This window comes from Streptomyces sp. A0592, assembly GCF_004795115.1.
GTDB classification, from domain to species: Bacteria; Actinomycetota; Actinomycetes; order Streptomycetales; family Streptomycetaceae; genus Streptomyces; species Streptomyces erythrochromogenes.
On record NZ_SSBM01000043.1, the window covers coordinates 1 to 23,347 of the forward strand.

23 protein-coding genes and 2 pseudogenes are annotated in these 23,347 nt (G+C 71.7%); 10 read left to right on the forward strand and 15 right to left on the reverse strand.

Annotation, left to right across the window (positions count from 1 at the left end):
- The 3 genes and pseudogenes from E6U81_RS34340 to E6U81_RS34350 form a co-directional block, all read right to left on the reverse strand.
- A pseudogene (locus E6U81_RS34340) lies at window positions 1-102 on the reverse strand (ectoine/hydroxyectoine ABC transporter ATP-binding protein EhuA); the annotation flags it as partial.
- Between the two features lie 166 nt (window positions 103-268).
- Window positions 269-1,225 carry an ABC transporter substrate-binding protein gene (locus E6U81_RS34345; protein WP_136233913.1) on the reverse strand — a complete coding sequence of 319 codons (957 nt, stop codon included), beginning with the start codon at window positions 1,223-1,225 and terminating at the stop codon, window positions 269-271.
- A 91-nt stretch (window positions 1,226-1,316) separates the two neighbouring features.
- Window positions 1,317-2,840 (reverse strand): PLP-dependent transferase, encoded by a 1,524-nt coding sequence (locus E6U81_RS34350; RefSeq protein WP_136233957.1) that lies wholly within the window; start codon window positions 2,838-2,840, stop codon window positions 1,317-1,319.
- 78 nt (window positions 2,841-2,918) lie between these two features.
- Here E6U81_RS34350 and E6U81_RS34355 point away from each other — a divergent pair, with 78 nt between their 5' ends.
- Complete coding sequence (locus E6U81_RS34355) at window positions 2,919-3,836, forward strand: LysR family transcriptional regulator (protein WP_136233914.1); 918 nt, start codon at window positions 2,919-2,921, stop codon at window positions 3,834-3,836.
- A gap of 167 nt (window positions 3,837-4,003) precedes the next feature.
- Window positions 4,004-4,438 carry a hypothetical protein gene (locus tag E6U81_RS34360; protein WP_168714822.1) on the forward strand — a complete coding sequence of 145 codons (435 nt, stop codon included), beginning with the start codon at window positions 4,004-4,006 and terminating at the stop codon, window positions 4,436-4,438.
- A gap of 44 nt (window positions 4,439-4,482) precedes the next feature.
- On the opposite strand, the gene E6U81_RS34365 is transcribed toward E6U81_RS34360, so the two are convergent.
- On the reverse strand, window positions 4,483-5,349 hold the full coding sequence (locus E6U81_RS34365) for a hypothetical protein (protein WP_136233916.1): 867 nt from the start codon (window positions 5,347-5,349) through the stop codon (window positions 4,483-4,485).
- An 88-nt stretch (window positions 5,350-5,437) separates the two neighbouring features.
- On the reverse strand, window positions 5,438-5,839 hold the full coding sequence (locus tag E6U81_RS34370) for a GntR family transcriptional regulator (protein ID WP_136233917.1): 402 nt from the start codon (window positions 5,837-5,839) through the stop codon (window positions 5,438-5,440).
- Between the two features lie 176 nt (window positions 5,840-6,015).
- Between E6U81_RS34370 and E6U81_RS34375 the strand changes: the two genes are divergently transcribed.
- Window positions 6,016-7,173 (forward strand): ALF repeat-containing protein, encoded by a 1,158-nt coding sequence (locus E6U81_RS34375; RefSeq protein ID WP_136233918.1) that lies wholly within the window; start codon window positions 6,016-6,018, stop codon window positions 7,171-7,173.
- 287 nt (window positions 7,174-7,460) lie between these two features.
- Window positions 7,461-9,191: a PKD domain-containing protein gene (locus E6U81_RS34380; protein ID WP_136233919.1), complete on the forward strand. Its 1,731-nt coding sequence runs from the start codon at window positions 7,461-7,463 to the stop codon at window positions 9,189-9,191.
- Window positions 9,192-9,728: 537 nt separating this feature from the next.
- On the opposite strand, the gene E6U81_RS34385 is transcribed toward E6U81_RS34380, so the two are convergent.
- Window positions 9,729-10,946 carry a PP2C family protein-serine/threonine phosphatase gene (locus E6U81_RS34385; RefSeq protein WP_136233920.1) on the reverse strand — a complete coding sequence of 406 codons (1,218 nt, stop codon included), beginning with the start codon at window positions 10,944-10,946 and terminating at the stop codon, window positions 9,729-9,731.
- A gap of 159 nt (window positions 10,947-11,105) precedes the next feature.
- Between E6U81_RS34385 and E6U81_RS34390 the strand changes: the two genes are divergently transcribed.
- The gene (locus E6U81_RS34390) at window positions 11,106-12,374 is read left to right on the forward strand and encodes a bifunctional GNAT family N-acetyltransferase/ATP-binding protein (RefSeq protein WP_136233921.1); all 1,269 of its coding nucleotides are present in this window, start codon (window positions 11,106-11,108) and stop codon (window positions 12,372-12,374) included.
- 11 nt (window positions 12,375-12,385) lie between these two features.
- On the opposite strand, the gene E6U81_RS34395 is transcribed toward E6U81_RS34390, so the two are convergent.
- The 4 genes from E6U81_RS34395 to E6U81_RS34410 all read right to left on the reverse strand — a co-directional run bounded on the left by E6U81_RS34395 (window position 12,386) and on the right by E6U81_RS34410 (window position 13,859).
- Window positions 12,386-12,670 carry a hypothetical protein gene (locus E6U81_RS34395; RefSeq protein ID WP_136233922.1) on the reverse strand — a complete coding sequence of 95 codons (285 nt, stop codon included), beginning with the start codon at window positions 12,668-12,670 and terminating at the stop codon, window positions 12,386-12,388.
- 58 nt (window positions 12,671-12,728) lie between these two features.
- On the reverse strand, window positions 12,729-12,995 hold the full coding sequence (locus E6U81_RS34400; protein ID WP_206310099.1) for a hypothetical protein: 267 nt from the start codon (window positions 12,993-12,995) through the stop codon (window positions 12,729-12,731).
- Between the two features lie 94 nt (window positions 12,996-13,089).
- Window positions 13,090-13,278: a hypothetical protein gene (locus E6U81_RS34405; RefSeq protein WP_136233923.1), complete on the reverse strand. Its 189-nt coding sequence runs from the start codon at window positions 13,276-13,278 to the stop codon at window positions 13,090-13,092.
- 5 nt (window positions 13,279-13,283) lie between these two features.
- Complete coding sequence (locus tag E6U81_RS34410; RefSeq protein ID WP_136233924.1) at window positions 13,284-13,859, reverse strand: DUF5994 family protein; 576 nt, start codon at window positions 13,857-13,859, stop codon at window positions 13,284-13,286.
- 284 nt (window positions 13,860-14,143) lie between these two features.
- Here E6U81_RS34410 and E6U81_RS34415 point away from each other — a divergent pair, with 284 nt between their 5' ends.
- Window positions 14,144-14,626, forward strand: a complete 483-nt coding sequence (locus E6U81_RS34415) for a DUF5994 family protein (protein WP_136233925.1) — start codon at window positions 14,144-14,146, stop codon at window positions 14,624-14,626.
- A 78-nt stretch (window positions 14,627-14,704) separates the two neighbouring features.
- Window positions 14,705-14,872, forward strand: coding sequence for a hypothetical protein (locus E6U81_RS40225; protein ID WP_168714823.1), 168 nt, complete (start codon window positions 14,705-14,707; stop codon window positions 14,870-14,872).
- A gap of 63 nt (window positions 14,873-14,935) precedes the next feature.
- Here the strand turns inward: E6U81_RS40225 and E6U81_RS34420 are convergent, their stop codons facing one another.
- Both E6U81_RS34420 and E6U81_RS34425 read right to left on the reverse strand, forming a co-directional pair.
- Window positions 14,936-15,163, reverse strand: a complete 228-nt coding sequence (locus tag E6U81_RS34420) for a hypothetical protein (protein ID WP_136233926.1) — start codon at window positions 15,161-15,163, stop codon at window positions 14,936-14,938.
- A 237-nt stretch (window positions 15,164-15,400) separates the two neighbouring features.
- On the reverse strand, window positions 15,401-17,110 hold the full coding sequence (locus E6U81_RS34425; RefSeq protein WP_136233927.1) for an allantoin permease: 1,710 nt from the start codon (window positions 17,108-17,110) through the stop codon (window positions 15,401-15,403).
- A gap of 548 nt (window positions 17,111-17,658) precedes the next feature.
- On the opposite strand from E6U81_RS34425, the gene E6U81_RS34430 reads away from it, so the two are divergent.
- The 3 genes from E6U81_RS34430 to E6U81_RS34440 all read left to right on the forward strand — a co-directional run bounded on the left by E6U81_RS34430 (window position 17,659) and on the right by E6U81_RS34440 (window position 20,607).
- Complete coding sequence (locus E6U81_RS34430; protein WP_136233928.1) at window positions 17,659-18,447, forward strand: ATP-grasp domain-containing protein; 789 nt, start codon at window positions 17,659-17,661, stop codon at window positions 18,445-18,447.
- Window positions 18,448-18,534: 87 nt separating this feature from the next.
- A complete protein-coding gene (locus E6U81_RS34435) occupies window positions 18,535-19,983 on the forward strand; it encodes a DUF6493 family protein (RefSeq protein ID WP_136233929.1) in 1,449 nt (482 codons plus the stop codon).
- Between the two features lie 78 nt (window positions 19,984-20,061).
- On the forward strand, window positions 20,062-20,607 hold the full coding sequence (locus E6U81_RS34440) for a GNAT family protein (RefSeq protein ID WP_136233930.1): 546 nt from the start codon (window positions 20,062-20,064) through the stop codon (window positions 20,605-20,607).
- Window positions 20,608-20,707: 100 nt separating this feature from the next.
- On the opposite strand, the gene E6U81_RS34445 is transcribed toward E6U81_RS34440, so the two are convergent.
- The 3 genes and pseudogenes from E6U81_RS34445 to E6U81_RS41435 all read right to left on the reverse strand — a co-directional run.
- On the reverse strand, window positions 20,708-21,766 hold the full coding sequence (locus tag E6U81_RS34445) for a DUF1152 domain-containing protein (RefSeq protein WP_168714824.1): 1,059 nt from the start codon (window positions 21,764-21,766) through the stop codon (window positions 20,708-20,710).
- A complete protein-coding gene (locus tag E6U81_RS41430; protein WP_240804185.1) occupies window positions 21,763-22,281 on the reverse strand; it encodes a hypothetical protein in 519 nt (172 codons plus the stop codon). The genes E6U81_RS34445 and E6U81_RS41430 overlap by 4 nt, the downstream gene beginning before the upstream one ends.
- Window positions 22,282-22,552: 271 nt before the next feature.
- Window positions 22,553-23,284: pseudogene (locus E6U81_RS41435) on the reverse strand (radical SAM protein); the annotation flags it as partial.
- Window positions 23,285-23,347 lie beyond the last annotated feature (63 nt).

The window sequence follows — 23,347 nt, forward strand, 5'->3', positions numbered from 1 at the left end:
GCCGACCAGGCAGAAGACCTCACGCGGGGCGACCTCCAGGTCGATGCCCTTGAGGATGTGCGCCGCACCGTAGGACTTGTGGACGCCCTCGGCCTTCACCATGGCAGTCATCAGGCCACCGCCTTGCGGTCGCCCAGCGGCCGTGGTGGCGGACCGGAACGGCCCGGATGGCCCGCTGGGGGACCCCGGCCGGAGCGGGCGTCGCTCCGGCCGGGGGAGACGGGTCGATGACGTCAGTCACTACGACTGCCCTTCGGTGTGCTGGGGTTCAGGAGCCGGTGTTGACGTCCGCCGTGGCGACGGCGCCTGTTCCGGCGCCCCACTTGTCGAGTGCCTTCTGGTACGAGCCGTCCGCGATGCTCGCCGCCAGTGCCGCCTTGAGTGCGTCGCGCAGTTCGGGGTTGCCCTTGGCCACGGCGATTCCGAAGGGCCCGGCCTGGATCTGGTTGCCGACGACCTCGAAGGCGTTCCCGCCGTCGGCCTTGAGGGCCAGGTGGGCGGCCACGGGGTAGTCGTTGACCCCTGCGACGGCGCCGCCCGCCTTCACGCGCGTCTGCGCCTCGGCGTCCGTCGGGAAGGACTCGATCGCGAGAGCCGGCTTCCCGGAGGCTTCGCACTCCTTCGAGCGAGTCCTGGCCACCTCCTCGAAGGTGGTGCCGCGCTGGACGGCGGTCTTCTTCCCGCAGAGGTCGGCGATGGATCTGATCTGTTGGGGATTGCCCTTCTGGACGTACACGACGGAGCCCGCGACGAAGTAGTCCACGAAGTCCACGCCGTTGCCGGTCTTCTGTCCCTTGTCGTCCAGTCCCTGCTGGCGGGCCATGGTGTCGCTCATCGACGACATCACGACGTCCTGGCGTCCGGAGTTGAGGGAGGTGATGAGGCTGTCGAACGTACCGCTGGTGAACTCGAACCTGACGCCAAGGTGCTTGCCGAGCGCGGCGGCGACGTCCGGGTCGACGCCCACGATCTTTCCGTTCTCGACGAACTCCATCGGGGCGTAGGTGGCGTCCGTGCCGACCTTGATGACACCGGCTGCCCGGATGTCCGCGGGCAGCTTGGCGAACAGCGGAGCGTCGCTCTTCGCGGCTCCCGCGCCGACTCCGTCGGCGCCGGAGCTCCCGCCCGCTGCGGTCCGGTCGCCGCAGGCACTCAGCAGCAGGGAGGCGGTGGTTGCGGCGAGGACGGTGGCGAGGGTCCGTCGGGTCGGTATGCGTACGGCCATGGCAGTGCTCTCTCTCGGGGGCGGTGTGCGCGGGAAGGGGGGTGCGGGGGCGCGGGCGCCGGCCGGCCGGTCGGCCGGTGGGCCCGCGGTCTCAGGCGACGACGCGCAGGCGCGTCACGCCCGGGTCGAGCGCACCGCGTACGTGGCCGTTCGGTGCGGCAGCGGTCCGCTGGAGGAACCGGACGACCTCGGCGGTGACGACCTCGCCCGGCAGGACATTGGGGATGCCCGGCGGGTACGCGGCCAGCGTGTCCGCGGAGATCCGGCCGACGGCCTCCTCGGCGGCCACGACGCGGGTGGGACTCAGGAACGCCTCGCGGGCGGTGAGCTTCGTGGCGCCGGGCTCCGGCAGCCGCAGCATCCCGCCGGCGCCGCCCGGGTCGGTGAGCGGGGAGGGCAGGGTGTGCAGTGCCTCGACGAACCGGTCGGTGTCGGGGGCGGAACCCGCACCGATCACGGCGACGATCGCCGCGTCGGTCGCCACCTCGACCATGATCTGGTGGTCCCGGAAGAGCCGGCGCCGAGCCTCGTGGCCAGTGATCCCGCCGACGCGGGTGTCGATCGCGATCCGCAGCGGGTCGGCGCCCACGACATCGGGGAAGACGTGGAATCCGTCGCTCACCACCGTGAATCGGCCCAGTGCGCGGACCGCGCTCCGCACCCGGTCCGCGGCCCCGACGCTGCCGCCCGTCGCCACGGCGTCGGCGACCAGACTCCTCCGGGCGAGATCCAGCGACGCCGTCAGCAGGGCACTCGCGCTGGTCGACTGGACCAGCCGGAACGCCCGGTCCACGAGCGGTTCGAGCCGGTCCGCGAAGGGGCCCTGCGCCAGGTGGAGCATCGCCGACTGCGTCAGGCTGCCCGCCAGCTTGTGCGTACTGGAGGTCACCAGGTCCGCGCCCAGGGACAGGGCGCGCGCGGGAAGCGCCGGATGGAAACCGAAGTGCGACCCCCACGCCTCGTCGACGATCAGCGGGACGCCCGCCGCATGGGCGGCGTCCGCGATGGCGCGTACGTCGGCGACCGCGCCGAAGTAGCTCGGCGAGACGATGTACACGGCGGCCGCGTCCGGTGTCCGCTCCAGCGCCGCCGCCACGTCCGAGGCGGTCACCCCGTGGGCGATGCCCTGCCCGGGGTCGACGGACGGCTGGACGAAGACGGCGTCCATGCCGGACAGCACCAGCCCGTCGATGACGCTGGAGTGCACGCTGCGCTGTACGACGAGCGTGCGCCCCAGGGCGGGGGCGACCATCGAGGCGATCTGGTTGCCCTGCGAGGCGCCGTTCGTCAGGAACCACGTGCGCCGCGCCCCCCAGGCCTCGGCCGCCAACCCCAGCGCCCGGTCCAGCGGGGTGCCCGGGCCGAGGTCGATGCCGTCCAGCAGCGGCGGGAAGTCCAGGGCCGTGATCCTCGCGCCGAAGAAGCCGGCGAGGTCCGACCCGGGGGTGGCGGCGTGCCCGGGGACGTTCAGCCTCAGCCAGTCCCGTCCGGCATGGCGCAGCACGGCCTCGGCGTACGGGGCACCCAGTTGGCCGGCTTCGGAACCGCAGGAGGCCGGGACGGGGGAGGGGGACGGGGAGGGGGAGTACGGGGTGTGCTGATCGGTCGTTCTCATGTTCACGGTGGGAGCGTGACAGCCCCTGCCCCATCGAAGAAGGGTGGACTTTTCGTTACCCCTCCATAGGATGTCTATATGCTCGACGTCAGGCATCTCCAGGTGCTGCGGTCCATCGCGCAGGAGGGCTCGCTCGCCGCCGCCGGCCGCGCACTGCACTACAGCCAGCCCACGATCACCCACCACCTCACCGCCCTGGAAGCCCACTTCACCGCCCGGCTCGTGCAGCGCGGACCGCGCGGGGCCACGCTGACCGAACTCGGCGAAGCCCTGCTGCCACACGCCGAGGCCGTACTGGAGCGGCTGCGTCAGGCTGAACTGGAGGTGCGCAGCCTCGCCGAGCGCGGCACGCGCACGCTGCACATCGGTACGTTTCCCACAGCCGGCGCCCTGCTGCTCGCGCCTGCGGTCAAGCGCCTCCACCGCCAAGGGGTGCACATCTCGCTCACCGAGGGCGAACTGCCTTTGCTACTGCGCGGGTTGAGAGCCCGGGAGCTCGATGCCGCCCTCGTCTTCTCGCAGCCGGGCGATCGTCTCGACCTCGACGAGGACTTCGAGGTGCACCCGCTGCTCGCCGATCCGCTCCTCCTGGTCATGCCGGAGGACCACCCGTGCGCATCGCTGGAGCGGGTGCCGCTCGGCGAGCTGCGGCACGCCGCGTGGGTGGGGGCGGCAGACCCCCACGACCCGTGCGACCGCGTGCTCGCCTGGGCGTGCGCCCAGGAGGGGTACGAGCCCCTGCACGTGATGCGCACCGACGACTACGCGGTGGTCCAGGGCCTCGTCGCGGCGGGTACGGGCGTGGCCCTCGTACCCCGGCTCGCCCTGGGGCACCCCCGGCCGGACCTGGCGGTGCGCCCCCTGGCCCACCCCGACCTCGCCCGCGAGATCAGCGTCGCCCTACTGCGCTCCACCTCGGCCGCCGCAGCCCAGGAGCTGATCGCCGCCCTGCAGGAACAAGCCGCCTTGATCGCGGAGCGCTGGTCCGCGACCTAGTGCTGTGGCAAAGGTTTGCGGGCGCCGCGACACGGTGAACCTTTCCGGTCACAGCACCAGCCCCGGCGGAAGTGTGTGAGCGCCATGGCGAGGGCCCCTGGGGAAGCCGACCCCGTCAGGGTTCCCGGGAGGAGGCCCGCGTCGGCCCTTCGCACGGCTGGGATACCTTGAACGCGTTCAAGGCGTCGAGTCGGATCCTGGGGGCGGCCATGCCGGTCATGTCGGTCGCGGCACGCGAGCGCGTTCATCCGTGGCAGTTCGGTCTGGCGGTGTGCGCCGCGGTCACCCCGTTGCCGCCGGTCCTTGCCTCCGGGGAGGGCCTCTTCGCGCTGCCCCTCGTGGTGGCGACCACCGCGGTACTTGCCGTGCCGCTGTTCCTCCACGCCCGGCGTTCCGCCTTCGAGCGGGCCGCCCGGGTCGTCGCGGCGGTGCTGGTGCCGTGGTCGCTGATCGGCGCATGGTTCGGGATGTTCGTCTACCTCCCTTCGGCCCTCCTCCTGCTCCTCGCGTCCCTGGCGGACCCGCGTCGGCGTCCGACGGCCGCCGTGGCCGCGGCCGGCGCCGGCCTCCTGCTGGCCGCCGCGGTGGTGCTGTCCTGCTGAAGCCGCGGGCAGGGGGAACCCTGCCCGCGGGCGGGTGGTCTGCGTCAGCGGTGCCGGCGGCGCAGGAGAGTGAAGGCCGCGACGATCGCGACGGCGGCGAGCGTCAGCAGGATCGCGCTCTCGACCAGTTGCAGCGGCCAGAAGTGGGACTCGGGGTGGTGGCGGACCCCGATGCGATCGACCGGACCGGAGAGGTCCCAGACGTTCCCGCCGTGCGCGGGCCCGTCGAGGGCGGGCCAGAGCCGGGGGCGGAGCAGGTCGAGGGCCACGCCGACGGTACCGGCCGAGGCCATGGCCGCAGCGACGGCGGGTACCGTGCGTCCGATCGCCAGGCCGGTCATCGCCCCGACGGCGATGCCGAGGAGGGCGTGGGCCACCGCCACCGGTCCGATCGCCCCGTAGAAGGGAAAGACGTACCAGTGGATGGGGTACCAGGTCTCCAGGGTCCCCCGCCGGATCCAGGCCGCCAGCACCACGAAGCCGGGCAGCAGGAGCAGCACGGCGGCGACCGGCACCGCAAGCCTGGCGGCGAGCCAGCGGGCCGGGCTGACCGACTGGCTCCACTGGAGTCGGTAGGTTCCGGATTCCAGCTCGCGCCCGATCAGCGGGCCCGCGACGAACGCTGCGAGGAGCAGAGGCAGCGCCGCCGCGGCGAGCGCCACGAAGTGGGACACCTTTTCTAAGTACAGGCTGCGGGAGAGGAAGCCGCGGACCTGGATGCCGCAGCCGGAGACCGTCTGCTCCACCTTGCAACCTGTCGCGGCGAGCTCCTCGCCCAAGGACTGGACGTACCAGCGGCCGGCAGGCAGGGCGAGGGAGACGAGCAGGACCAGGGCGAGTGCGACCCACAGCACGTGGCGGTGCAGGCGGACTGTGGCCCGGACGGGGCCGCGCAGGTCGGAGAGCGTCATGCCGCTGCCTCCCCGGCCTCGGCGAGCCTGCCCCCGGCGACCGGGTCCCGGAACCTTCGTCCGAGGCAGTGCGCTTCGATGGCTGCAGTCATTCTTCGTCCCCCTGGTTCGGTTCACTGCCGGATTCGCTCAGCACGGAGGTGACCAGTGCGGTGATGTCGTCCTGCTCCAGGCCGGCCTGCCGAGCCCGTGCGAGCCACTGGGCGAGTTCGGCGCGCAGCGCGGTGTCCGCCGCCCTGCCTTCGCCCAGCGTCCGCCGGACGAAGGTGCCGAGCCCCCTTCGGCCCTCCACCAGACCCTCGCGTTCGAGCTCCCGGTAGGCCTTGAGCACGGTGTTGGGGTTGACGGCGAGGGCCTCGACCACCTCGCGGGCGGTGGGCAGCCGGTCCCCGGGCTCCAACAGCCCCAGACGCAGAGCCTGTTTGGTCTGCTGCACGATCTGGAGATAGGTGGCCACACCGCTGCGCCGGTCGATGCGGTACTCGATCACGCCTGCTCATCCTCCTTTCACTAAGGAAGTAGTGAAATCGTGCCCGCGGGTGCCCCGACTGTCAATCGCCAAGGGCGATCGCGAGGGCAGGCTCGAAAGGATGCCGCACCGGTGCAACCATCGGCGCAGCTCAAGCGTCTGGTGTGGCGAAGAAACGTTTCCAGGGGGTTTTGTCTGTGAAGTTGTCCCGGATCGCTGCAGCGGTCACCACCGCTGCCCTTGCTCCGGCCGTCCTCATCGCGTCACCGGCGTTCGCCGCCGGTTCGGACGCTCCGGCCGCCGGCAACCAGCCGGCTCCGACCACGCCGGACCAGTCCGTGCCCGACCAGGCCGAAGAGGACCGCAAGACCATCCTCGCGATCATCGCTCACCCGATGGCAAGCGAGTACATGAAGGAGGCCGGCCGGAAGGCCATAGCCGACGGCCCGCAGGCCATGAGGAAGTTCATCGAGGTGGATCAGCACAAAATCCGCATCGACGACTACCGCGTGGCCATCATGCGGCTCAGCCACGATGCGGGCCCGGCCCTGAAGGCGGGCATCGACAAGGTCTTCCAGGGCGGGGAGACCCTGGAGCAGCTGCGCCACTTCTACGAGGTGACCCAGCACGAGCTCCGCGACGAGGACAACAAGGTCGAGATCTCCAGGCTGATCGGCACCGGCGGTTCGGCGGTGAAGGAGGCCGGCAAGAAGGCGCTCCAGGGCACCCCCGCCGACCGCACCGCCTTCCTGAAGACCGGCCGCTACCTCGCCCAGGCCTCTGACGACCGCGTCGAACTTTCCCGCATCGACGAGGGCTGGGACGGCCCGATCCTGAGCGAGGCGATCAGCAAGCTGCTCAACGGGTCGCCCACCCCGGCCGAGCTGCGTCACTTCCTGGAGGTGACCCAGCACGAGCTGCGCGACCAGGACAACAGCGTCGCCATCGCCCAGATCATCCACGGTGGCGGGCCGGAGCTCGTCAAGGCGGGCCGCGCCGCGCTCAAGGGAACGCCCGCCGACCGGGCCGAGTTCCTGAAGACGGGCCAGCACGAAGCCCGTGCCAAGGACCAGGCGGCCAAGGACAAGGAAAAGGAAAAGGACAAGACCGACCCGGGCCAGGACGGGAAGGACCAGCGCCAGGGCAGCGGCTCCGGCCAGGGCTCCGGCAGCGGCTCCGACAGCGGCTCCGGCAACTCCGCCGTCACCGCCCAGAGCGGCAACGGCGCGCCCCTCGCCACCACGGGCGCGGGCGACAACACGACCCTGATGGCGGGCGGCGCGGGCACCGCCCTCGTCGCCGGCGCCGGGCTCCTGCTCGCCGCCCGCATGCGCCGGGCCGGCGCGAAGGCCTGACCGGGTCCGCCCGTCGCACACCTGCGCGATGAAGGGCCGTCACCCTCACGGGTGGCGGCCCTTCATCGCGTTCGAACAGCTCGCGGATCCGGCAGGTCGTGCCCGTCGTCCCGAGGGAACGGCAGGCGAGCTCCGGTCGATCGCAAACCGCACAGCCGGTAAAGCGTTGGCCCCTATGGAGTGAATCGTGCCAGAACCCCGTGACCCTTGGCCGGAACTTTCCATACGGTGGCCCCTCTTCGCTCATCACCACACCTGGGGGGCCGGTGCGCAACCACCGACTCGTAATGACCGCTGCCTTCGTGGCGGCCGGTCTCGGCATCATTCCGGGCACCGCGCAAGCGGCTGATCCCGTACCCGTCGCGGCCGGCGTGGCCGAGGCGATCACCAAAGCATCCACGTCCGAGGGCTTCCACAGCCCCGCGGACCGCACGATCCGCACCACCCTGCCCGCTGCCGCCAAGGGGAAAGCCGGGCCAGGGACCGAGGCCGGGACCGGGGGCGGGGCCGGCGCCAAGACCGCCGCACCACAGACCGCCGCGGCCGCGGCGGCCGAGCAGGCCGCACTCGACGCGGGAGCCAACCCCACCCTCGCGGTGGACGTCAGCGGCACCAGCTACACCGCGCACGGGATCGAGCTCACCACCCTGATCACGAGCGCCGACTTCGCACTCGGCGTCGTCATCGACTGGGGCGACGGGAAGACCGACACGGTCACCGCCCAGGGCAACGCCGAACTGCACCACTCGCACACGTACGACAAGTCCGGCGAGTACCAGGTGAAGGTGACGGTGACCGACACCACCAACGCCGTCCAGGCCACCAACGGCGGGGCCTTCGTCACCCCCGGCGCCGACTTCACCCCGCACGCGCCGACCCGGCTCCTCGACACCCGCAACGGCACCGGCGCGCCCGTGGGCAAGGTTCCGGGCCAGGGATCCGCGCGGGTCAAGGTGGCCGGCAACGCCTCCGTCCCGGCCGGCGTCACCGCGGTCGCCCTCAACGTCACCGTCACCGAGACCGTCGACAGCGGCCACGTGACCGTGTGGCCCGGAGCGGGCTACGACCGCCCGATCACCTCGAACCTGAACTACACGGCCGGCCGCTCCGTGCCGAACCTGGTGATCGTGCCGGTGGGCGAGGACGGCTACGTGGAGCTCTTCAACGGCGGCTGGAGCTCGGTGGACCTCATCGCCGACGTCACGGGCTACTTCACCCGGGCCTCGGACAGCGGCTACACCTCGATGGCGCCCGCCCGCTTCGTGGACACCCGTGAGGGCGTCGGCACGACCAAGGGCATGCTCGCCTCCCGCAGTGCCTTCACGACCCGGATCGGCGGCCTGCAAGGCGTGCCCCAGAACGTCACGGCCGTGGCGCTGAACGTCACGGTGACCGAACCCCAGGGGCCGGGCCACCTGACCGCCTTCTCCGGCACCGGCGCCGTCCCGACGGCGTCGAACCTGAACTTCGTGCCCGGCCAGACGGTGGCCAACGCCGTGATCGTGCCGGTCGCCGCCGACGGAACGATCAAGATCTTCAACGGGGCCTGGTCGCCGACCCACGTGGTCGTCGACGTCGTCGGCTACTACAGCAAGGACAGCAAGGCCGCCTTCCTGCCCTTCACCCCGTTCCGGACGCTGGACACCCGGGAGGAGGCGTACGGCTGGCCCGGCGGCAGGTTCCGGGCCCGGGAGTACATCACGCAGGGGTTCACCCCCGAGAGCGCGACCCCGGCGGGCGTCGAGGCGTACGTGCTGAACGCCACCGTCACCGAGACCGGCGGCACCGGATTCCTCTCGGTCGCGCCGAGCCCCTACGCGCTGCCGGCGGAGGGCGGGCCCGCCGCACCCGCAGCGACGCGTCCCGTCGCTTCCACCCTGAACTGGACGGCCGGCACGACCGTGCCGAACCTGGTGCAGGCGAGCGACGGCGACCACGGCGTCATCAACTTCTGGAACCAGGGCCACGAGGACGCCGACCTGGTGCTCGACGTCTTCGGCGTCTACCAGACGAAGTGACCCCCGGGGGTGGCGCACGGGCGCGCCTCCCCTCCGCAGGGGTCTGCACGGCGCCGGCAGCAGCCGCTGAAGCACAGGTGGGCGCCATGACCCCCGTGACGGCACCGGCCACGGCGAGCGCCACCGAAGCCGCGCCGGGCGGCCGCTCCGGGGGCGGCTCCGGCGACCCGGCCGGTTCCGGGTCCGGTGCCGTGCCCGGTTCGGCATCCGGTTCCGGCGCCGGCTCTTCGCGCGCAGGACCAGGAACGGCACGCTCGTGCGCGTTGCGAGCAGCGCGGCCGCTGCCGGGGGCAAACGGATCGGCACGGGGGAGCCCGCAGCGGTCTGAAGGTGACCGGCCTGACGTCGCAGACGCCACGCTCGCCGCACCTCCCGCCGCCGAGCCGGCCCTCGGCGTGACCGGCGCCGCGTACATCGACAACGCCCTGGACGCGGCGACGGCCACCATCCTGTCCGGCGTCGACGCCGGACCCGGCGCGGGCTTGACGCCGGGCGAGGGGCCATCACTCTTCGGACATGGTGCGGCACGGCCTTCCGTCATCCACGCCATTCGAACAGGACGATCGTCGCGTCGTCCGACGTGGTTTCGCCGCGTGCCCTCTTGAGGGTGTGGGACAGGTCCCGGGCCACCGCGCGGATCCCGTGGTCGGCCTGCTCCAGCTGGTTCACCCAGTCGATCAGCCGTTCCTCGCCGAACTGTTCCTGCCCGCTTTCGTGTTCTTCGATCAGGCCGTCGGTGAAGCAGAGAACGCGGTCGCCGGGCTCCAGCTCCACCGCGCTGACCTGTGGCTGGTCCCCTCCGAAGCCGACGGGAAGGGTCGTGGGGCTGTCCAGACGGCGTACGACGCGGTGCGCGCGGATCAGCATCGGCGCGGGATGCCCCGCGTTGACCCACTGGAGGCGCCCCGTTGCCGTGTCCAGACGCATCATCTGTGCGGTCACGAAGTGGTCCGGGTCGAACTGCTCGGCGACGGCCCGGTCCATGAAGAGGTAGATCTCGGACAGTTCGATGCTGATCCGGCGGGCGTGACGGTACGCACCGATGGCCACCGTGGCCATCGTGGCCGCGTCCAGGCCGTGCCCCATGGCATCGACCATGGCGAGGTGCAGGATCTCGCTGTTCAGGGCGTAGTCGAAACTGTCTCCCGCCACGGCGTACGCGGGCTCCAGGACTCCGGCGACCGCGACGCGAGGCATCAGCATCGACAGCGGGGGCAGCAGGGACCATTGGATCTCCGCGGCCACGCTCATCGGTTCGCTGCGGCGGGTCCGGAAGAAGAGGTCGGTGTAGCCGTTCTTGGTCTGCAGCAGGTCGGCCACCAGGCCCGCGATCCTGCGCAGCAGGCGGCGGACGTCGTCGTCGATCCTGCCCAGGGTGACCGAGAGGACCCCGACCTGGTCACCGCCGTCCAGCAGGGGCAGGTGGACCCGTACGCCGTCGGGCGACAAGACTTCGACGGTGCGTGACTCCAGGAAGCACCGGCCGGCTTCGGACCGGTCGATGGGCTGCGGATCACCGGTGGCCACACCCTCGACGGGCAGGGGGACCAGCTGCTGCTGGCCGTAGTCCTGGAGCAGGATCTGCGGCACGCGGCCACCCATCCGGGCCAGTGTCTCCGTGACGAGCGGTCCGACCAGATGGGGTGGCAGCTCATGCGCACGATCCAGGAACACCCCGAGCAGCTCCTCGCCGAAGCTCTCCGAGCGGTCCCAGCGGTCCCAGCGGTCCGGGTCCCCGCGCCCTCCGACAGTCATCCTGTTGCCTCCAACCAGGCGGCGGGGCGGCGTCCGGTTGCACGGGCGGCGTGGCCTCCAGGATGCACCCCGGTGACCGGGCACGCCACGCGGCTTCCGTGCGCGCCCCGGCTCGCGTCGGCCGATGATGGGAGTACGGCCGAGCAAGCGGAGCTGACCATGACGGGTTGGCATGTCAGGGACTACACCCAGGACGATCTCGAAGCGGTGCTCCGAGTCGACGCGGAGAGCGGCACGGCCGAAGAGTCACCCCTCTTCCCCCTCTCGGACACCGTAGCGGCCCTACAGGCCCTCCACCCGGCGGTGGTGGCCACCGCCGACGAAGAGGTGGTCGGTGCTGCCGTGAGCAGGGTGGAGGGTGAGCGGGCGTGGATCCTGCGCATCAGCATGGCGCCCGCCTGGCGGCACCAAGGGCTGGGCAGCGACCTGATCACCGCCCTGGAGCACCGGCTGTTCGCCAGTGGAGTCCGCACGGTGCACGCGGTCCTGCCCGACGGTGAGACCGGTGCCACCGCCCTGCACAACTGCGGCTTCGGTGCCCGGCCCGGCCTGGTCTTCTTCGAGAAGCGAGGGCGGGTGACCCCGCAGGCGGTCAGCATGCTCGCGTCGCTGGGAGCGGAGCTGCCGCCCGGGGGACTGTGGCAGAAGGTCGCGGGCATGCAGAAGGAGAAGGAGCTCATCGAGCGGCGCCTGGTCCTGCCACTGGCCCACCCCGAAATGGCCGCTCAGCACGGGGTGGAGCTGCCACGGGCGGTGATGCTGTTCGGTCCGCCCGGAACCGGCAAGAGCACGTTCGCGCACGCCATCGCCAGCCGTCTGGGATGGCCTTTCCTCGAACTGTTCCCCGCCCGGCTGGCCGCCGAATACGGGCTTGCCAGCGGGCTGAACCGGCGCTTCGACGAGATCGCCCGGCTCGACCACGTCCTGGTCTTCATCGACGAGGTCGAGGAGATCGCGGCGACCCGGAGCGGCGCCGACGCAACCGCCGTCGGCGTCGTGAACGAACTGCTCAAGGCGATCGTCCGGTTCCGGGGCCAGGACGGACGGTTGCTCGTCTGTGCCACGAACGACGTGACCACGCTCGACTCCGCGTTCCTGCGGCACGGCCGGTTCGACTACGTGCTGCCGATCGGCCCGCCCGACGACCGGGCGCGGACCGCGTTGTGGGAGAGCTATCTGACCCGGGCGGGCGCGGAGGCCGACAGCGCGGCGCTGGCGTCCGCCAGTGAGGGCTTCACTCCTGCCGACATCGCCCATGTCGCGCGCACCGTCTCCCAGGTCCAGTTCGAGCGCACCTTCGACACCGGAGCCCGGGCCCGCCCCACCACCGACGACTACCTGCGCACGATCGGCGGGACCAGGCCCACGGTCAACGCGGCCATGGCACAGGAGTTCGCGCACCAGACCGAGAGGTTCGCCCGCATCTAGTGCTGTCCGGATCACGCCGAGCCCGTGGCCGTCCCTTCCTCCTCGGCCTCCATGCGCCGGATTCCCTCGTGGGTGAGGGTGACCATCGCCGGGGTGTTGCCGGGTTCCCAGTCGACGGTGATCAGTCCTTCGCCCGCCAGGTAGGTACAGGCGGCGGCCAGGTCCTGTTCCGGTACCCGGAGGTCGCGCCGCAGCTGTGATCCGGTGATGCCGAGGAGGCGGTTGCCCTCGACGGCTTCGTACAGGACCCGGAGCACTTGATCGCGGTACGTCTTGCGTTCGCGCAGCGTGGCCATGACCGCGTCCTTTCGTGTGTGGGGTGTCGGGGTGGGCTCCGGGGCCGGTCGGGGCTTCTCAGAACTCGTCGGAGTGCGCACCGGTGCCGGCCGGGGTCCTGCTGGCGGCCAGCCACGAGCGGGCGGGACCCGGGGGTGTCGCCGTGTCCACGGTGAGGTGGAGGCGGGTATTGCCGCCGAGGGCGGGGTAGCTGCGCTGTTCCGTGCCTGCGAAAGCGAGGCGGAGCACCTCCGCGACCGCTCGGGCGGCTTCCGGGTTGTGCGCGATGATCCGGACCTCGGCGTGCCCGAAGGAGGGCAATGTTCGGGTCTCGATGTGCTTCACGGACGCGTGTCCCTTTCGGAGTGGGCGAGAAGTCGGCGGGGCGGGGCGCCGGGGCGCCCCGCCCGCTGCCCCCGGTCGGAGGAAGGTCCGTTCCTCACCGGTCGGCACCCTTGTGGTGGGCTCGACGACCGGTGTCGTCCGGCAGGCCCGGAGGCCTCGGCAGGGGGTCGCTGAACCGATGGGCCTCGATCCGCGCGTCGTGCTGGGCGTTCGGCAGGTGGATCCAGCGCACGCCGATGGCGATTGCGAGGATGACCACCGAGACGAGGACGAGGGTCTCCACGGAACTCACCTCCAGCCGTTCGCGGACAGTGGGAGGGCGCTTCGTCCGAACGGCTCCCCGAAGGTGGACATGCAGGCCCCGCCCTCGTCCTCCCAGGCGGCTTCCCGGCGGCGTGCGTCGCTGGCGCCGCGTCCGATGACGGCTTCGTTGGCCATCAGGACGCCTGCGGTGAGGACGCTGCCCGGGATCGCCGCGGCAGCCATCAGGCGGGCCGCAGCCGCGACTGCGGTCTCGGGCGGGACGACGAGGAGGTCCCAGCGGCCGACGGTGTAGGAGAGCAGGATCAGCTTGTCGGGGTCCTGTTCGGTGAACCAGCCCACGTGCAGCACGCGCCCGGCCACCTCGACCGTGCGCGGGACGACGGGCCAGCGGGCGGGATTCACGGTGACGCGGGTGACGCGGCCCCAGGTCTCGTCCAGAGCGGCGGCGAGAGGGGGGAGTTCGACTTCGAGGTCACGCGTGCGGGGCCACCAGGCACCGTCCAGCTGACCTGCGAGGGTGGTCTTCGGGGTGAGGGACAAGCGTGCCGGAAGCCCTGTGGCGAGGTCGCGGGGCGCGGTCCGGTCGAGGGTGGTGGTCATGGTGTGGACCTGCCCCCGGACTGCCCGTCGGCAGCCCGGTTTTTAGGCGATCGCCGGAAATGACACCCGCGTGAAAGCCGGTGTGCGAAGTACTCCCGGTGCTTTCACTGTACGCCTGTTCGGCGTGATAAAGCCGATCTGACCAGGTATTTTCCGGCGGGCGAGGGGGCTGGGAGCGGGAGTACCGTGAAAGGACGACAGGTCGTGCACCTCGCCCGGTCGGCACCGCACCGGTGCCGACCTGCGACGCGGCTACGGCCCCACCCCCTAGGCGGGCGACTCGCATGGCTGATTCCGACGTCCCCCTCACGCCCACGACACCGCTGCTCCTGCCGGATGAGATCCACTGGGCGATCAAACCGGGTACGGCCCTGCTGCGGCTTGAGACCACGAGCTCCCGGGAGGGGCTCCTGGACGGCGCCTGGTGGCCGCGGACCCGCGACATCGTGACCGAGCTGCCCGCGCTGATCAGTGTCCTCACCGAGCACCTCGGCCCGATCACCCGGGTGGGCGTGGACGCGTCCGCCTGGAACGACCCGCCGGCCCGCCTGGTCGTCGACGGCCGGGTCGTGCACCTGGACTCCGACCCGGTCGGCGACGACACCGTCCTCGTAACGCGCGGCCACAACGACCACTTCGCCCTGCTGGTGGTTCCGCCCGGCACCACCGCCGACGCGGCCCGCAAAGCGATGGCCCGCGCGGTCCGTGCCGACAACATCACCCAGGCCGCTCAGATCCTCATCACCACCACGCCCGAACCCGAGTAGAAGGAGGCCCTTCGTCCGGCACGGACGACATCGCGGCCGCCGCTCGGCCCCTCACCCCTCCGAGGAGGTATCCACGTCGTGAAGGTCTTCTTGATCCTGGTCATCGTGGCGATGGTGCTGGGCATCATCGGCGCTGCCGTCGAAGGCATGCTCTATCTGCTGTTCATCGGCATTCTGGTCCTCGTGGCGGCCCTGGTGTACCTGGGCATGCACGGGCGGCGTTCCGGACGCCGGCACATCCGATGAGCCGACCGGGTTGGTCACCTCCGCGCCGTGGGCCACGCGCGTTGGGGGTCAGGACTGCGAAACTCAGAGGTTCTCGTCGTGCAGGTCCTCTTCGCGCAGCAGGTCGTCCTCAGGGCGACGCTCGGTCTCCTTCCTGCCCTGGCCCTGGCCCTGTTTCTGTGACTGCTCACGCTGTGACTGCTCACGCGACGGCCTGCCCGGCTGGGGGTGCGCGGGATCCCCGGGGCGGTGATGGGCCTGCGCCTCACTGCCCCTGCCCGGCTTCTGACCCTTGTGCTGCTTACCACCCATGACGACGACTCCTCGTGATGCGGGGGGTTCGGATCCTTCTCGGATCACGCTGACACGCACCGTCACGCTCTGCATCACGTCGCCGACGAAACGAGGCACTCGGATGAAACGGGTGGTCCGCCGCCGGACCCGCCTTCCTGCGTGCGTCCGGGGAACAGCGGGGTGCCTTTCGCCCACCTACAGGCACGGCCCGGCCCGGCTCATCCCCCACGAGACGGACCACTTCGAGGGCCACCCCTACGACGACCGGATGCGGGATGGCGTCACCCCCACCGCGGTTGCCGAGGTGGCCGGAAGGACGTGGTCGCCTGCCTTGTCGGTGCTCAGGCACAGCGAGCAGACCACCGCCTCGTGCCTGACACAGGCCGTGAGGTCGGGACGTTCGTAGGACTGGGCGCAGACGTGGCAGTCGAGGGTGACCCCGCTCGGGTTGCCGTCGCCGTCCAGCAGGGGCTCGGTGATGCCGTCGTCGGTGCGGCGCAGGTAGTAGCGGCCCTTGGTGACCACGGCCATCAACGGGGTGAGCACGAAGGCGATCACCGCCGCGGCCACGGGCGAGTACGGCTGGAGGGCGTCGCCGAGGAGGTGGAAGTACATGGCGATCGACAGGCCCGACGCGGCGACGAACGCCACGACCCCGACCGGATTGACCGCGTGCAGCATGCCGCGGCGGAACTCCGGCTGGAGCGGCGACAGCTTCAGCACGTACTTGTTGACGCCGATGTCGGTCGCCACGGTGACCACCCAGGCGATCGCGCAGTTGGAGTAGAAGCCCAGCAGGCTGTTGAGGAAGCTGAACATGTCGGCTTCCATCAGCACGAGTGCGAAGGCCAGGTTGACCAGGACGAAGACCATGCGGCCGGGGTAGTGCCCGGTGACGCGCGTGAAGGAGTTCGTCCAGGCCAGCGAGCCGGAGTACGCGTTCGTCACGTTGATCTTGATCTGGCTGATGACCACCAGGACCACGGCCAGCGGGACGACCATCCAGGACGGCATCATCGCCTCGAAGGCGCCGCGGAACTGCTGGATGGGCTCCGGAGCGGCGACCGGCCCGACCTCGGCGAGGATGTAGACGGCGAGGAAGACGCCTATGGCCTGCTTGAGCGCGCCGAGGACGACCCACCCCGGGCCGGCCATGACCACGGCGGTCCACCAGGTGCGCTTGTTCGCCTCGGTCTTGGGAGGCATGAAGCGCAGGTAGTCGATCTGCTCGCCGATCTGCGCGATCAGGGACAGGCACACCCCTGCCCCCAGCATGACGGAGGCCGTGCTGACGGCGCCGTCGCCGTCCGTGCCGGGGTGGGCCAGGAAGCGGTCCACCGTGCCGGGGTCGTTGGCGATCAGGTGGACCAGCGGCGCGACCATGAGCAGCAGCCAGATCGGGGTGGTCCACACCTGGAGCTTGCTGAGCGCCTTCATGCCGTACACGACCAGCGGGATCACCATGAGCGTGGAGACGGCGTAGCCCAGCCACAGCGGCAGACCGAAGCCGATTTCGAGGCCCTGCGCCATGATCGAGCCTTCGAGGGCGAAGAAGATGAAGGTGAAGCTGGCGAAGATGATGCTGGTCAGGACCGAGCCGTAGTAGCCGAAGCCCGAGCCGCGGGTGATCAGGTCCAGGTCGATGTTGTAGCGCGCGCCGTAGTAGGCCAGGGGGAAGCCGGTGACGAAGATGACGACCGCGGCGAGCGCGATGGCCAGGAGCGCGTTGCTCGTTCCGTGGGCCAGGCCGATGCCGGCGCCGATGGAGAAGTCGGCCATGTAGGCGATGCCGCCGAGGGCCGTGGTGGCCACGACCATGGGGGTCCACCGGCGGTAACTGCGCGGTGCGAAGCGGAGCGTGTAGTCCTCCAGGGTCTCCTTGACCGCCTGGTCGGCAGCGGTCTCCGCCGTGCCGGCCGTGCCGGCCGTGTCCGTTGTCGTCCGTGGTGACTCGGTGGTGCTCATGCGACGCCTCCCGATGGGGCTGGGTGCAGGTGCTGCGATGACGTGCGGAGCCCCGTGCGGCACCTTTGGCAGGACGGGGGAGTGACGGGCCGTCATGAAGGGTCTCCGGCGACCCTGTTCAAGGCGTTGGTCCTACGGTCGGTCACGGTAGAAAGCGGTTGTTACCCCGGGTGCGCCATGCGGTGAACACCATGTTGCTGCAGGCGACCACAACTCGCCGGCTGGGCGCAGGCCGCCGCCGGCAGTGCGTGGGGGCGCGGGTGCCGGTCGTACGGCGGCATGCGGACGCGGCCCTGCTTGAGGTGCCGCATCAACTCGACGGCACCGAAAGGCTCCCGCCCGTGGACGAGGACCCAGGGCCTGAACCGGATGCACGGCGCGTGCGCCCTGGTCTCGTCGAGCCCGGTCCCGCCCGTCCACGCCGCCGTTGCCCCGACCACCTGGGCGGGGCAACGGCGCACGCACAGGCCATGCGGGGCCCCGGTCCTTCCCCCGGGTACCCACGGCACGTGAGGACCACCACGTGAGGGTTCGTTAGGCTCACGGGAATGGAAGCCCTCGCCGCGCCCGTCCTCCTCCTGTCCGCCCCCCGGACCTCGACCGCCGAACTCATCGCCCGGGCGGCGGCCTGGCGGGGCTACGACGTGACCGAGCGGGCCACGGGTGTCGCAGGGCGCACGGTGCACTGGTACGGAGGGCCCCGTGCGGCCGCCCGCCATGCCGGCCCCCTGGGCATCGGACTGCTCGAACCGCACGACGACTGGCTGACGCACGTACCGCGCCCCCTCCTGCGGCGCAGTGTCCGGCTCACCACCCTCGGCGAGGCCCGGAAGCTGCGGGAGCGGGTCTTCGTGAAGCCGCCGTCGGCCAAGATCGACCTTCTGCCCGCCGCGGTTCACGAGGACGGGACCAGCCTGCCCGCCGGGCTCGACGGCTCCACGCCGGTCCTGGTGAGCGGCGTGGTGGAGTTCGCCGCGGAGTACCGGCTGTTCGTCCTTGACGGCGAGGCCGTCACCGGCAGTCGGTACGCCGTCCACGGGCGCCTCGATCCGGCTCCCCTGGACGCCGGGAGCCGGGCCTTCGCCCGTACGGTCCTGGACGCCACGGCCGCCGGCCTGCCCGGCGCGGTGTGCCTGGACATCGGCCGGCTCGGCGACGGCGACTGGGCGGTGGTCGAGGCAAACATGGCATGGTTCGCCCACTGCTACGCCGCCGAACCGGACCGCGTCCTCGATACCGTGCTCCGTGCAGCCGGCCCGATCGCCGCGGTCGCGGACCGGGACCGGCCGTACCTGAGCGGGTCGGCGGCCCGCCCGGAACAGGTGCAGGACGCCTGACGCGGCACACGGCGCGGCCCGGGGCACGGCCACCACTGCGCGCAGGGCCGGTGCCGGGCCCGACGGCCACAGCACTACCGTTGCGGCATGACCTGGACCGCTGCCAAGGACATCCTCCCGCCCGTGCCTCCCGCGCGGCGGCTCGACGCCGCGCCCGAGGGGCTGGCCGAGACCGTCGAGCTGACGGCGGCCCACCTCGAGTCACGCGCCCACACCGTGGCGGACTTCGAGCGCTCCCTCGACGGGCTGGTGCGGCACGCCCACCGCGATCGCCACCCGCTCGCGCGCGCCCTCTCCTCCGCCCTCGGCCACCGCTACAAGGAGCAGGAGATCGAGGCGCAGCGCCTCGGCGGGGTGGACGCCGTCGTGGCCTCGCTGCTGTGGCTGGTCCCGGGATACAGCCTCAAGCCCGAGTACGTGCGCCGCCATCGGGGACACGAGGAATGCGCCCAGGAAGGCCTGGAGGTGGTGATCGCGGCGCGGCTGCGCGAGGTCGGGTACACGCTCATGTCCAAGGACCCGCTGCCGTTCCTGCTGTCCACGCCGACCTGGGACACGGGCGCCCTGGATGCGGCCGAACTGGTCGAACGGCTCACCGAGTACCGGCGGCTGGGCGTCCGGCCCGGCCCGGCCGACTTCGGGCAGGCGCTGCTGCGCATACGCCGCGACGACCCGGCAGCGGGGGCGGCCGCCGAAGCCGCCGCCCGCCTCGGCACCGCCGAAGGCACCCGGCTCGCCGCCTGGCTCGGGCCGGACGGTGAACCGGCCCCGGCGCTGCGCCGCGTCGCCGAACCCGACCCGCAGGTGCACAGGGCCTGGCAGCGGATCGGCACCACCACCGCGCAGGTCGTCTTCCGTACGGGTGAACGCCCTGCTCTGCAGCGGGAGTTCCCGGAGTCCTTCCACTGGCTGGGCCGCCCGCACGAGGGATTCACCCAGTGCTATCACTGGCACCAGGGGCACCCCGTACGGGCGTCGGTGCTGCCCGAGGACCGGGACACCCAGGCTGCGTGGCTCCTGCCGCACATCACGCTGGCCGCGACGGCCGACGACCACGGAGGCGCGTGGATGCTGCCGCAGCTCGCCCTGCTGGGCGGGCCCGCGGGGCCGGCCCTGCACGCCGCCGTGGCGGCGGGACTGGGCGGCCGGTACGCGGACAGCCGCCGCCCTGCCGTGGAGGCGCTGCTGCTGCTGGCCGCCCGGGGAGAGCTCGACGCCCCGCTGCTCGGCCGCGAGCTCGCCGCCATGACGGCCCTGGGCACGGTCAAGCCCAACCGGCTCGCGGACGCGGCCCGTTGCGCCGCGGCGGCGGGCGCGCACGCGACCCTGTGGACCGTCCTCGCCGAGGTACTTCCCGCCCTCCTGCCCTCGGTGCGCGGCGCGGGCGAGGTACTGGCGGTCGCCGCCTCCTGCGCCGAGCGCTCCGGAGCCACGGGCCCGGTCCCCGAAGCGGTGGCGGCCGCGGCGGCCCGGCGCGGCACGTCCGCCGTGGCCACCGAGGCCCGCCGGCTGAGCGCCGCCCTCACCTGCGGGTGAGGCGAGCCGGCGCCCGGACCTGCGGGCCACCGAAAAATCAAGATCACCGACACCGTGTCAGCCCCTACGATCATGTGCATGATCGATGGAAAGCTGGTGAGGCTGCGCGCACTCCGCGCGCAGGACGCGGGACACCACCTCAAGTGGCGCAACGACCCGGAAGTGGTCCACTGGGCCACCGGGGGCGACCCGTGCTTCGGTCCGGTCACCGCGGAGGCCGTGGACCTCGGATTCGACACGATGCTGCGGCTCAATCCGAGGGAGTCGGCCGTCTTCACGGTCGAGGACCTGGCCGACGGCACGGTGATCGGCATGGCGGACTACCGCGACCTGGATCCGATCACCGGGCTCGCCACGGTCGGCGTCACCATCGGTGAGCGGGACCGCTGGGGCCACGGCCACGGCTCCGACGCGCTGCGCCTGCTGGTGGGGCACCTGTTCGGAGCCCTCGGACTGCACCGGATCGAACTCGACACCTGGAGCGGCAACGAGCGGGCCGTCCGCGCCTTCACCAGGGCGGGCTTCCGTGAGGAGGGCCGCCGCCGGTCCGCCGTCCTGGTCGCGGGCAAGCGCTACGACAGCGTGCTGTTCGGAATGCTGCGCACGGAATGGCCGGGCGCGTAGCCACGGCACCCGACGCCCGGCACCCGACGCCCGGCACCCGACGCCCGAGGCCCGACGGCCGGGTCCGGCCGCACTGTGGTGCGGCCGGACCCGGCTGCGTTCACGGCAGCGGGAGCAGCGGGGTGTCGCAGCCGAGGAGCCTGCGCAGGGCCGGGATGTCGGTCCAGTCGAGGCCGAGGGCGCGGGCGGCGAACCGGAGGGTGACGTGGCCGGCGCCGCCGGCGGCCTCGTGGAGGGCCTTGACGGCCGTGTCCCGGTCGAGGAAGGCGATCCCGCCCGCGGGCCGGTCCTGCCGGGGCGCCCGGGCGTGCTCGGGAGCCAGCCCGTGGATGCCGGTCAGCCGGTGGGAGAGGTCGGCCGCCTCCTGGAGGGTGGCGGGCCGCTCGTCGAGGAGAGCGCGTGCGACCGGGTTGTGGCCGATGGCTTCCGCGAGGGGCAGGGGGTACAGCCCCGGCGAGGACTCGGTGAGTTCGAGGGTGTGGCTGACGGCGCGGACCGTTCCCCGGGCGCCCAGGACGGCGGCGGCCCACAGGGCCGATGCCTCGGAGGGGTGCCAGGCCAGCGCACGGCCGGCCGCCGAGACCGCGGCCGCCCCCGGGGTGAGGGGGTGGCATCCGGCGAGGCGCCCGAGCAGGGACCGCTCGTCGATCTCCCCGTCGAGGCCGGGCCCCGCGACGTGGACGGTCGTCGGGAGCCCGGTGAGGTGGCAGGCGGCGAGGGTGAGGGCGTCCCCGAACGGGCTGCACAGGCCCGGCTCGTCGCCGTGCGTGAGGATGTCGCCGCCGATGTCCACGATGCGGATGCGGCCGCCCGTGGCGGCGGCCACGGCTCCGATCTGCCCGGCCAGGGCCTGCAGCCCCCGGGAGGGGTCGAGCAGCAGCAGCCGGGCCGGAAGGTCCCGGGCCAGAGCGGGCAGGGTGGATCCGGCCGGGCGTCGGGCACGCGTGTCAGGGGTGAAAGCGGCGGCGCCGCCCGCATCGCGGACGAGCCCGGTGAAATGCTCCTCCCCGAGCGGCCCGTGGGTGGGATCGACCTCGGGGCGCTCCCACGCGTACGTGGCGATCAGCGCCCGCTCCGGGACCGCGGTGACGGTCCGAGCGGCGATCAGGGTGCCGAGGGGGTCCCCGCCCCCGCCCGCCGCGACGTACAGGTCGCTCACGCCACGCCCTCGCGCAGGTCGACGCCGGTGATGCGCACGGGAGTGGCACCCATGTTCTTGCGGGCGCGGACGTTCACCGCGTGCAGGTTCTCGTAGTACTCGCGGTCGAGCCCCTTGACGGTCCCGGAGTAGAACATCCAGGACAGGACGTCACGGTACTTGAAGCCCTTGGGGGTGAGCTGGATGCGGCGGCCGAGCCGGTGGAGGAGCCCGTTGGCCTCGGCGGCGTCCAGGATCGGCTCGAACTCCGCGGCGTGCTTCTGATAGCCGAAGCGGTCGAGTTCGGTGAGGTCGAGGTCGAAGGAGTCGAGGACGAGGCGCTTGCGGACGATCTCCTCGCCGGTCAGCTCGATGCCGGTGACGGGGGTGATCTCGTGGTTGCGCGCCTTCCTGATGTAGTCGGCCACCTCGCCCGTCGAGGGCTTCACGCTCCCGGTCATGTAGTCGAGCACGCTGGTGTACGAGCGGGCGCCTACACCGAGGCCCAGCAGGGGCACGCCGTGGAAGGTGAGCACCTTCTGGGCGTAGCCGCCACGGCCGGGGATCTTGTAGCGGACGGACCCCTCCTGGACGTAGCCGTGGTCGAGGAAGACCTGGCGGGCGTAGTCGTAGCTCGTACAGCTCGGGCTGCCACATGTACTGGTAGGCGCCGGTCTTGGAGAACCAGGCGTCCGGCCGCACGGTGAGGAAGTAGGTGCTGATGGTGGTGGGCCGCAGGGCGGCCAGCTCGTCGACGCTGTGGCGCCAGGTCTCCGGCGTCTGTCCGGCGAATCCCATGATCAGGTCGGTGGACAGGTCGGGCAGGCCCAGTTCCTGTGCGGTACGGACCGCGCGGCGGATGGCGCTCTCGTCCTCGCCGCCGCGCCCGGCCTCGCGGATCTCGCGGGGGACGAGGGACTGGATGCCGACGTTGGCGCGGGTGAGGCCCATGTCGATGAGGGCCTTGAACTCGTGGGGCGCGTCGGCGATGGAGGACGGGGTGGCCTCCACGGCGACCTCCTCCACGGTGGAACGCCAGTTGGGGTAGATGCGGGCAAGAGTGGTGAAGATCTGCTCGAAGTGGCGGGGCTTGAGCAGGGCCGGGGTTCCGCCGCCGATGTAGACGGTGCGCAGCCGGCGGGCCCGGATGATCTCGGCGTGGTCCTCCAACTGCGTACACAGGGCGTCGGTGTAGGCGTCGAAGACGTCCTCGTCGGTGCTGATGATCGTGTAGAGGTTGCAGAAGCCGCACTTGCGGTCGCAGAAGGGGACGTGCAGGTACAGGTTCAGCTCGGGGACCTGGTAGTTGGCGAGGTCCGAGGCCCATACGTCAGGGATGGTCCACTTGCCCTCCGGGAGGGGGCGGTAGGTGGAGCGGGGCGGATAGGAGTACTGGTAGGGCGGTATGACGCCCTGCTCGATCTGGTCGGCGAGCTGCTGGCGCAGGCTGGTCACTATGCTCGTTCCCCGTTCGGGTCGCGGGTGGTGCGGGTTTGCCCGGCCCGGCGATCCGACCACGGGACGCGCGCGCCGCTCCATGGGTCGTGTGCACCAAATGCCGCCCTGTTACTCACCGGTTGATTGGTCTTTGCTCCAAGTCGG

Excerpts from the sequence above, each read along its gene's own strand:
- E6U81_RS34345 (WP_136233913.1), bottom strand. The coding sequence starts at position 1,225 with ATGGCCGTACGCATACCGACCCGACGGACCCTCGCCACCGTCCTCGCC.
- E6U81_RS34350 (WP_136233957.1), bottom strand. The coding sequence starts at position 2,840 with ATGAGAACGACCGATCAGCACACCCCGTACTCCCCCTCCCCGTCCCCC.
- E6U81_RS34355 (WP_136233914.1), top strand. The coding sequence starts at position 2,919 with ATGCTCGACGTCAGGCATCTCCAGGTGCTGCGGTCCATCGCGCAGGAG.
- E6U81_RS34365 (WP_136233916.1), bottom strand. The coding sequence starts at position 5,349 with ATGACGCTCTCCGACCTGCGCGGCCCCGTCCGGGCCACAGTCCGCCTG.
- E6U81_RS34380 (WP_136233919.1), top strand. The coding sequence starts at position 7,461 with ATGACCGCTGCCTTCGTGGCGGCCGGTCTCGGCATCATTCCGGGCACC.
- E6U81_RS34385 (WP_136233920.1), bottom strand. The coding sequence starts at position 10,946 with ATGACTGTCGGAGGGCGCGGGGACCCGGACCGCTGGGACCGCTGGGAC.
- E6U81_RS34390 (WP_136233921.1), top strand. The coding sequence starts at position 11,106 with ATGACGGGTTGGCATGTCAGGGACTACACCCAGGACGATCTCGAAGCG.
- E6U81_RS34395 (WP_136233922.1), bottom strand. The coding sequence starts at position 12,670 with ATGGCCACGCTGCGCGAACGCAAGACGTACCGCGATCAAGTGCTCCGG.
- E6U81_RS34410 (WP_136233924.1), bottom strand. The coding sequence starts at position 13,859 with ATGACCACCACCCTCGACCGGACCGCGCCCCGCGACCTCGCCACAGGG.
- E6U81_RS34415 (WP_136233925.1), top strand. The coding sequence starts at position 14,144 with ATGGCTGATTCCGACGTCCCCCTCACGCCCACGACACCGCTGCTCCTG.
- E6U81_RS34420 (WP_136233926.1), bottom strand. The coding sequence starts at position 15,163 with ATGGGTGGTAAGCAGCACAAGGGTCAGAAGCCGGGCAGGGGCAGTGAG.
- E6U81_RS34425 (WP_136233927.1), bottom strand. The coding sequence starts at position 17,110 with ATGAGCACCACCGAGTCACCACGGACGACAACGGACACGGCCGGCACG.
- E6U81_RS34430 (WP_136233928.1), top strand. The coding sequence starts at position 17,659 with ATGGAAGCCCTCGCCGCGCCCGTCCTCCTCCTGTCCGCCCCCCGGACC.
- E6U81_RS34435 (WP_136233929.1), top strand. The coding sequence starts at position 18,535 with ATGACCTGGACCGCTGCCAAGGACATCCTCCCGCCCGTGCCTCCCGCG.
- E6U81_RS34440 (WP_136233930.1), top strand. The coding sequence starts at position 20,062 with ATGATCGATGGAAAGCTGGTGAGGCTGCGCGCACTCCGCGCGCAGGAC.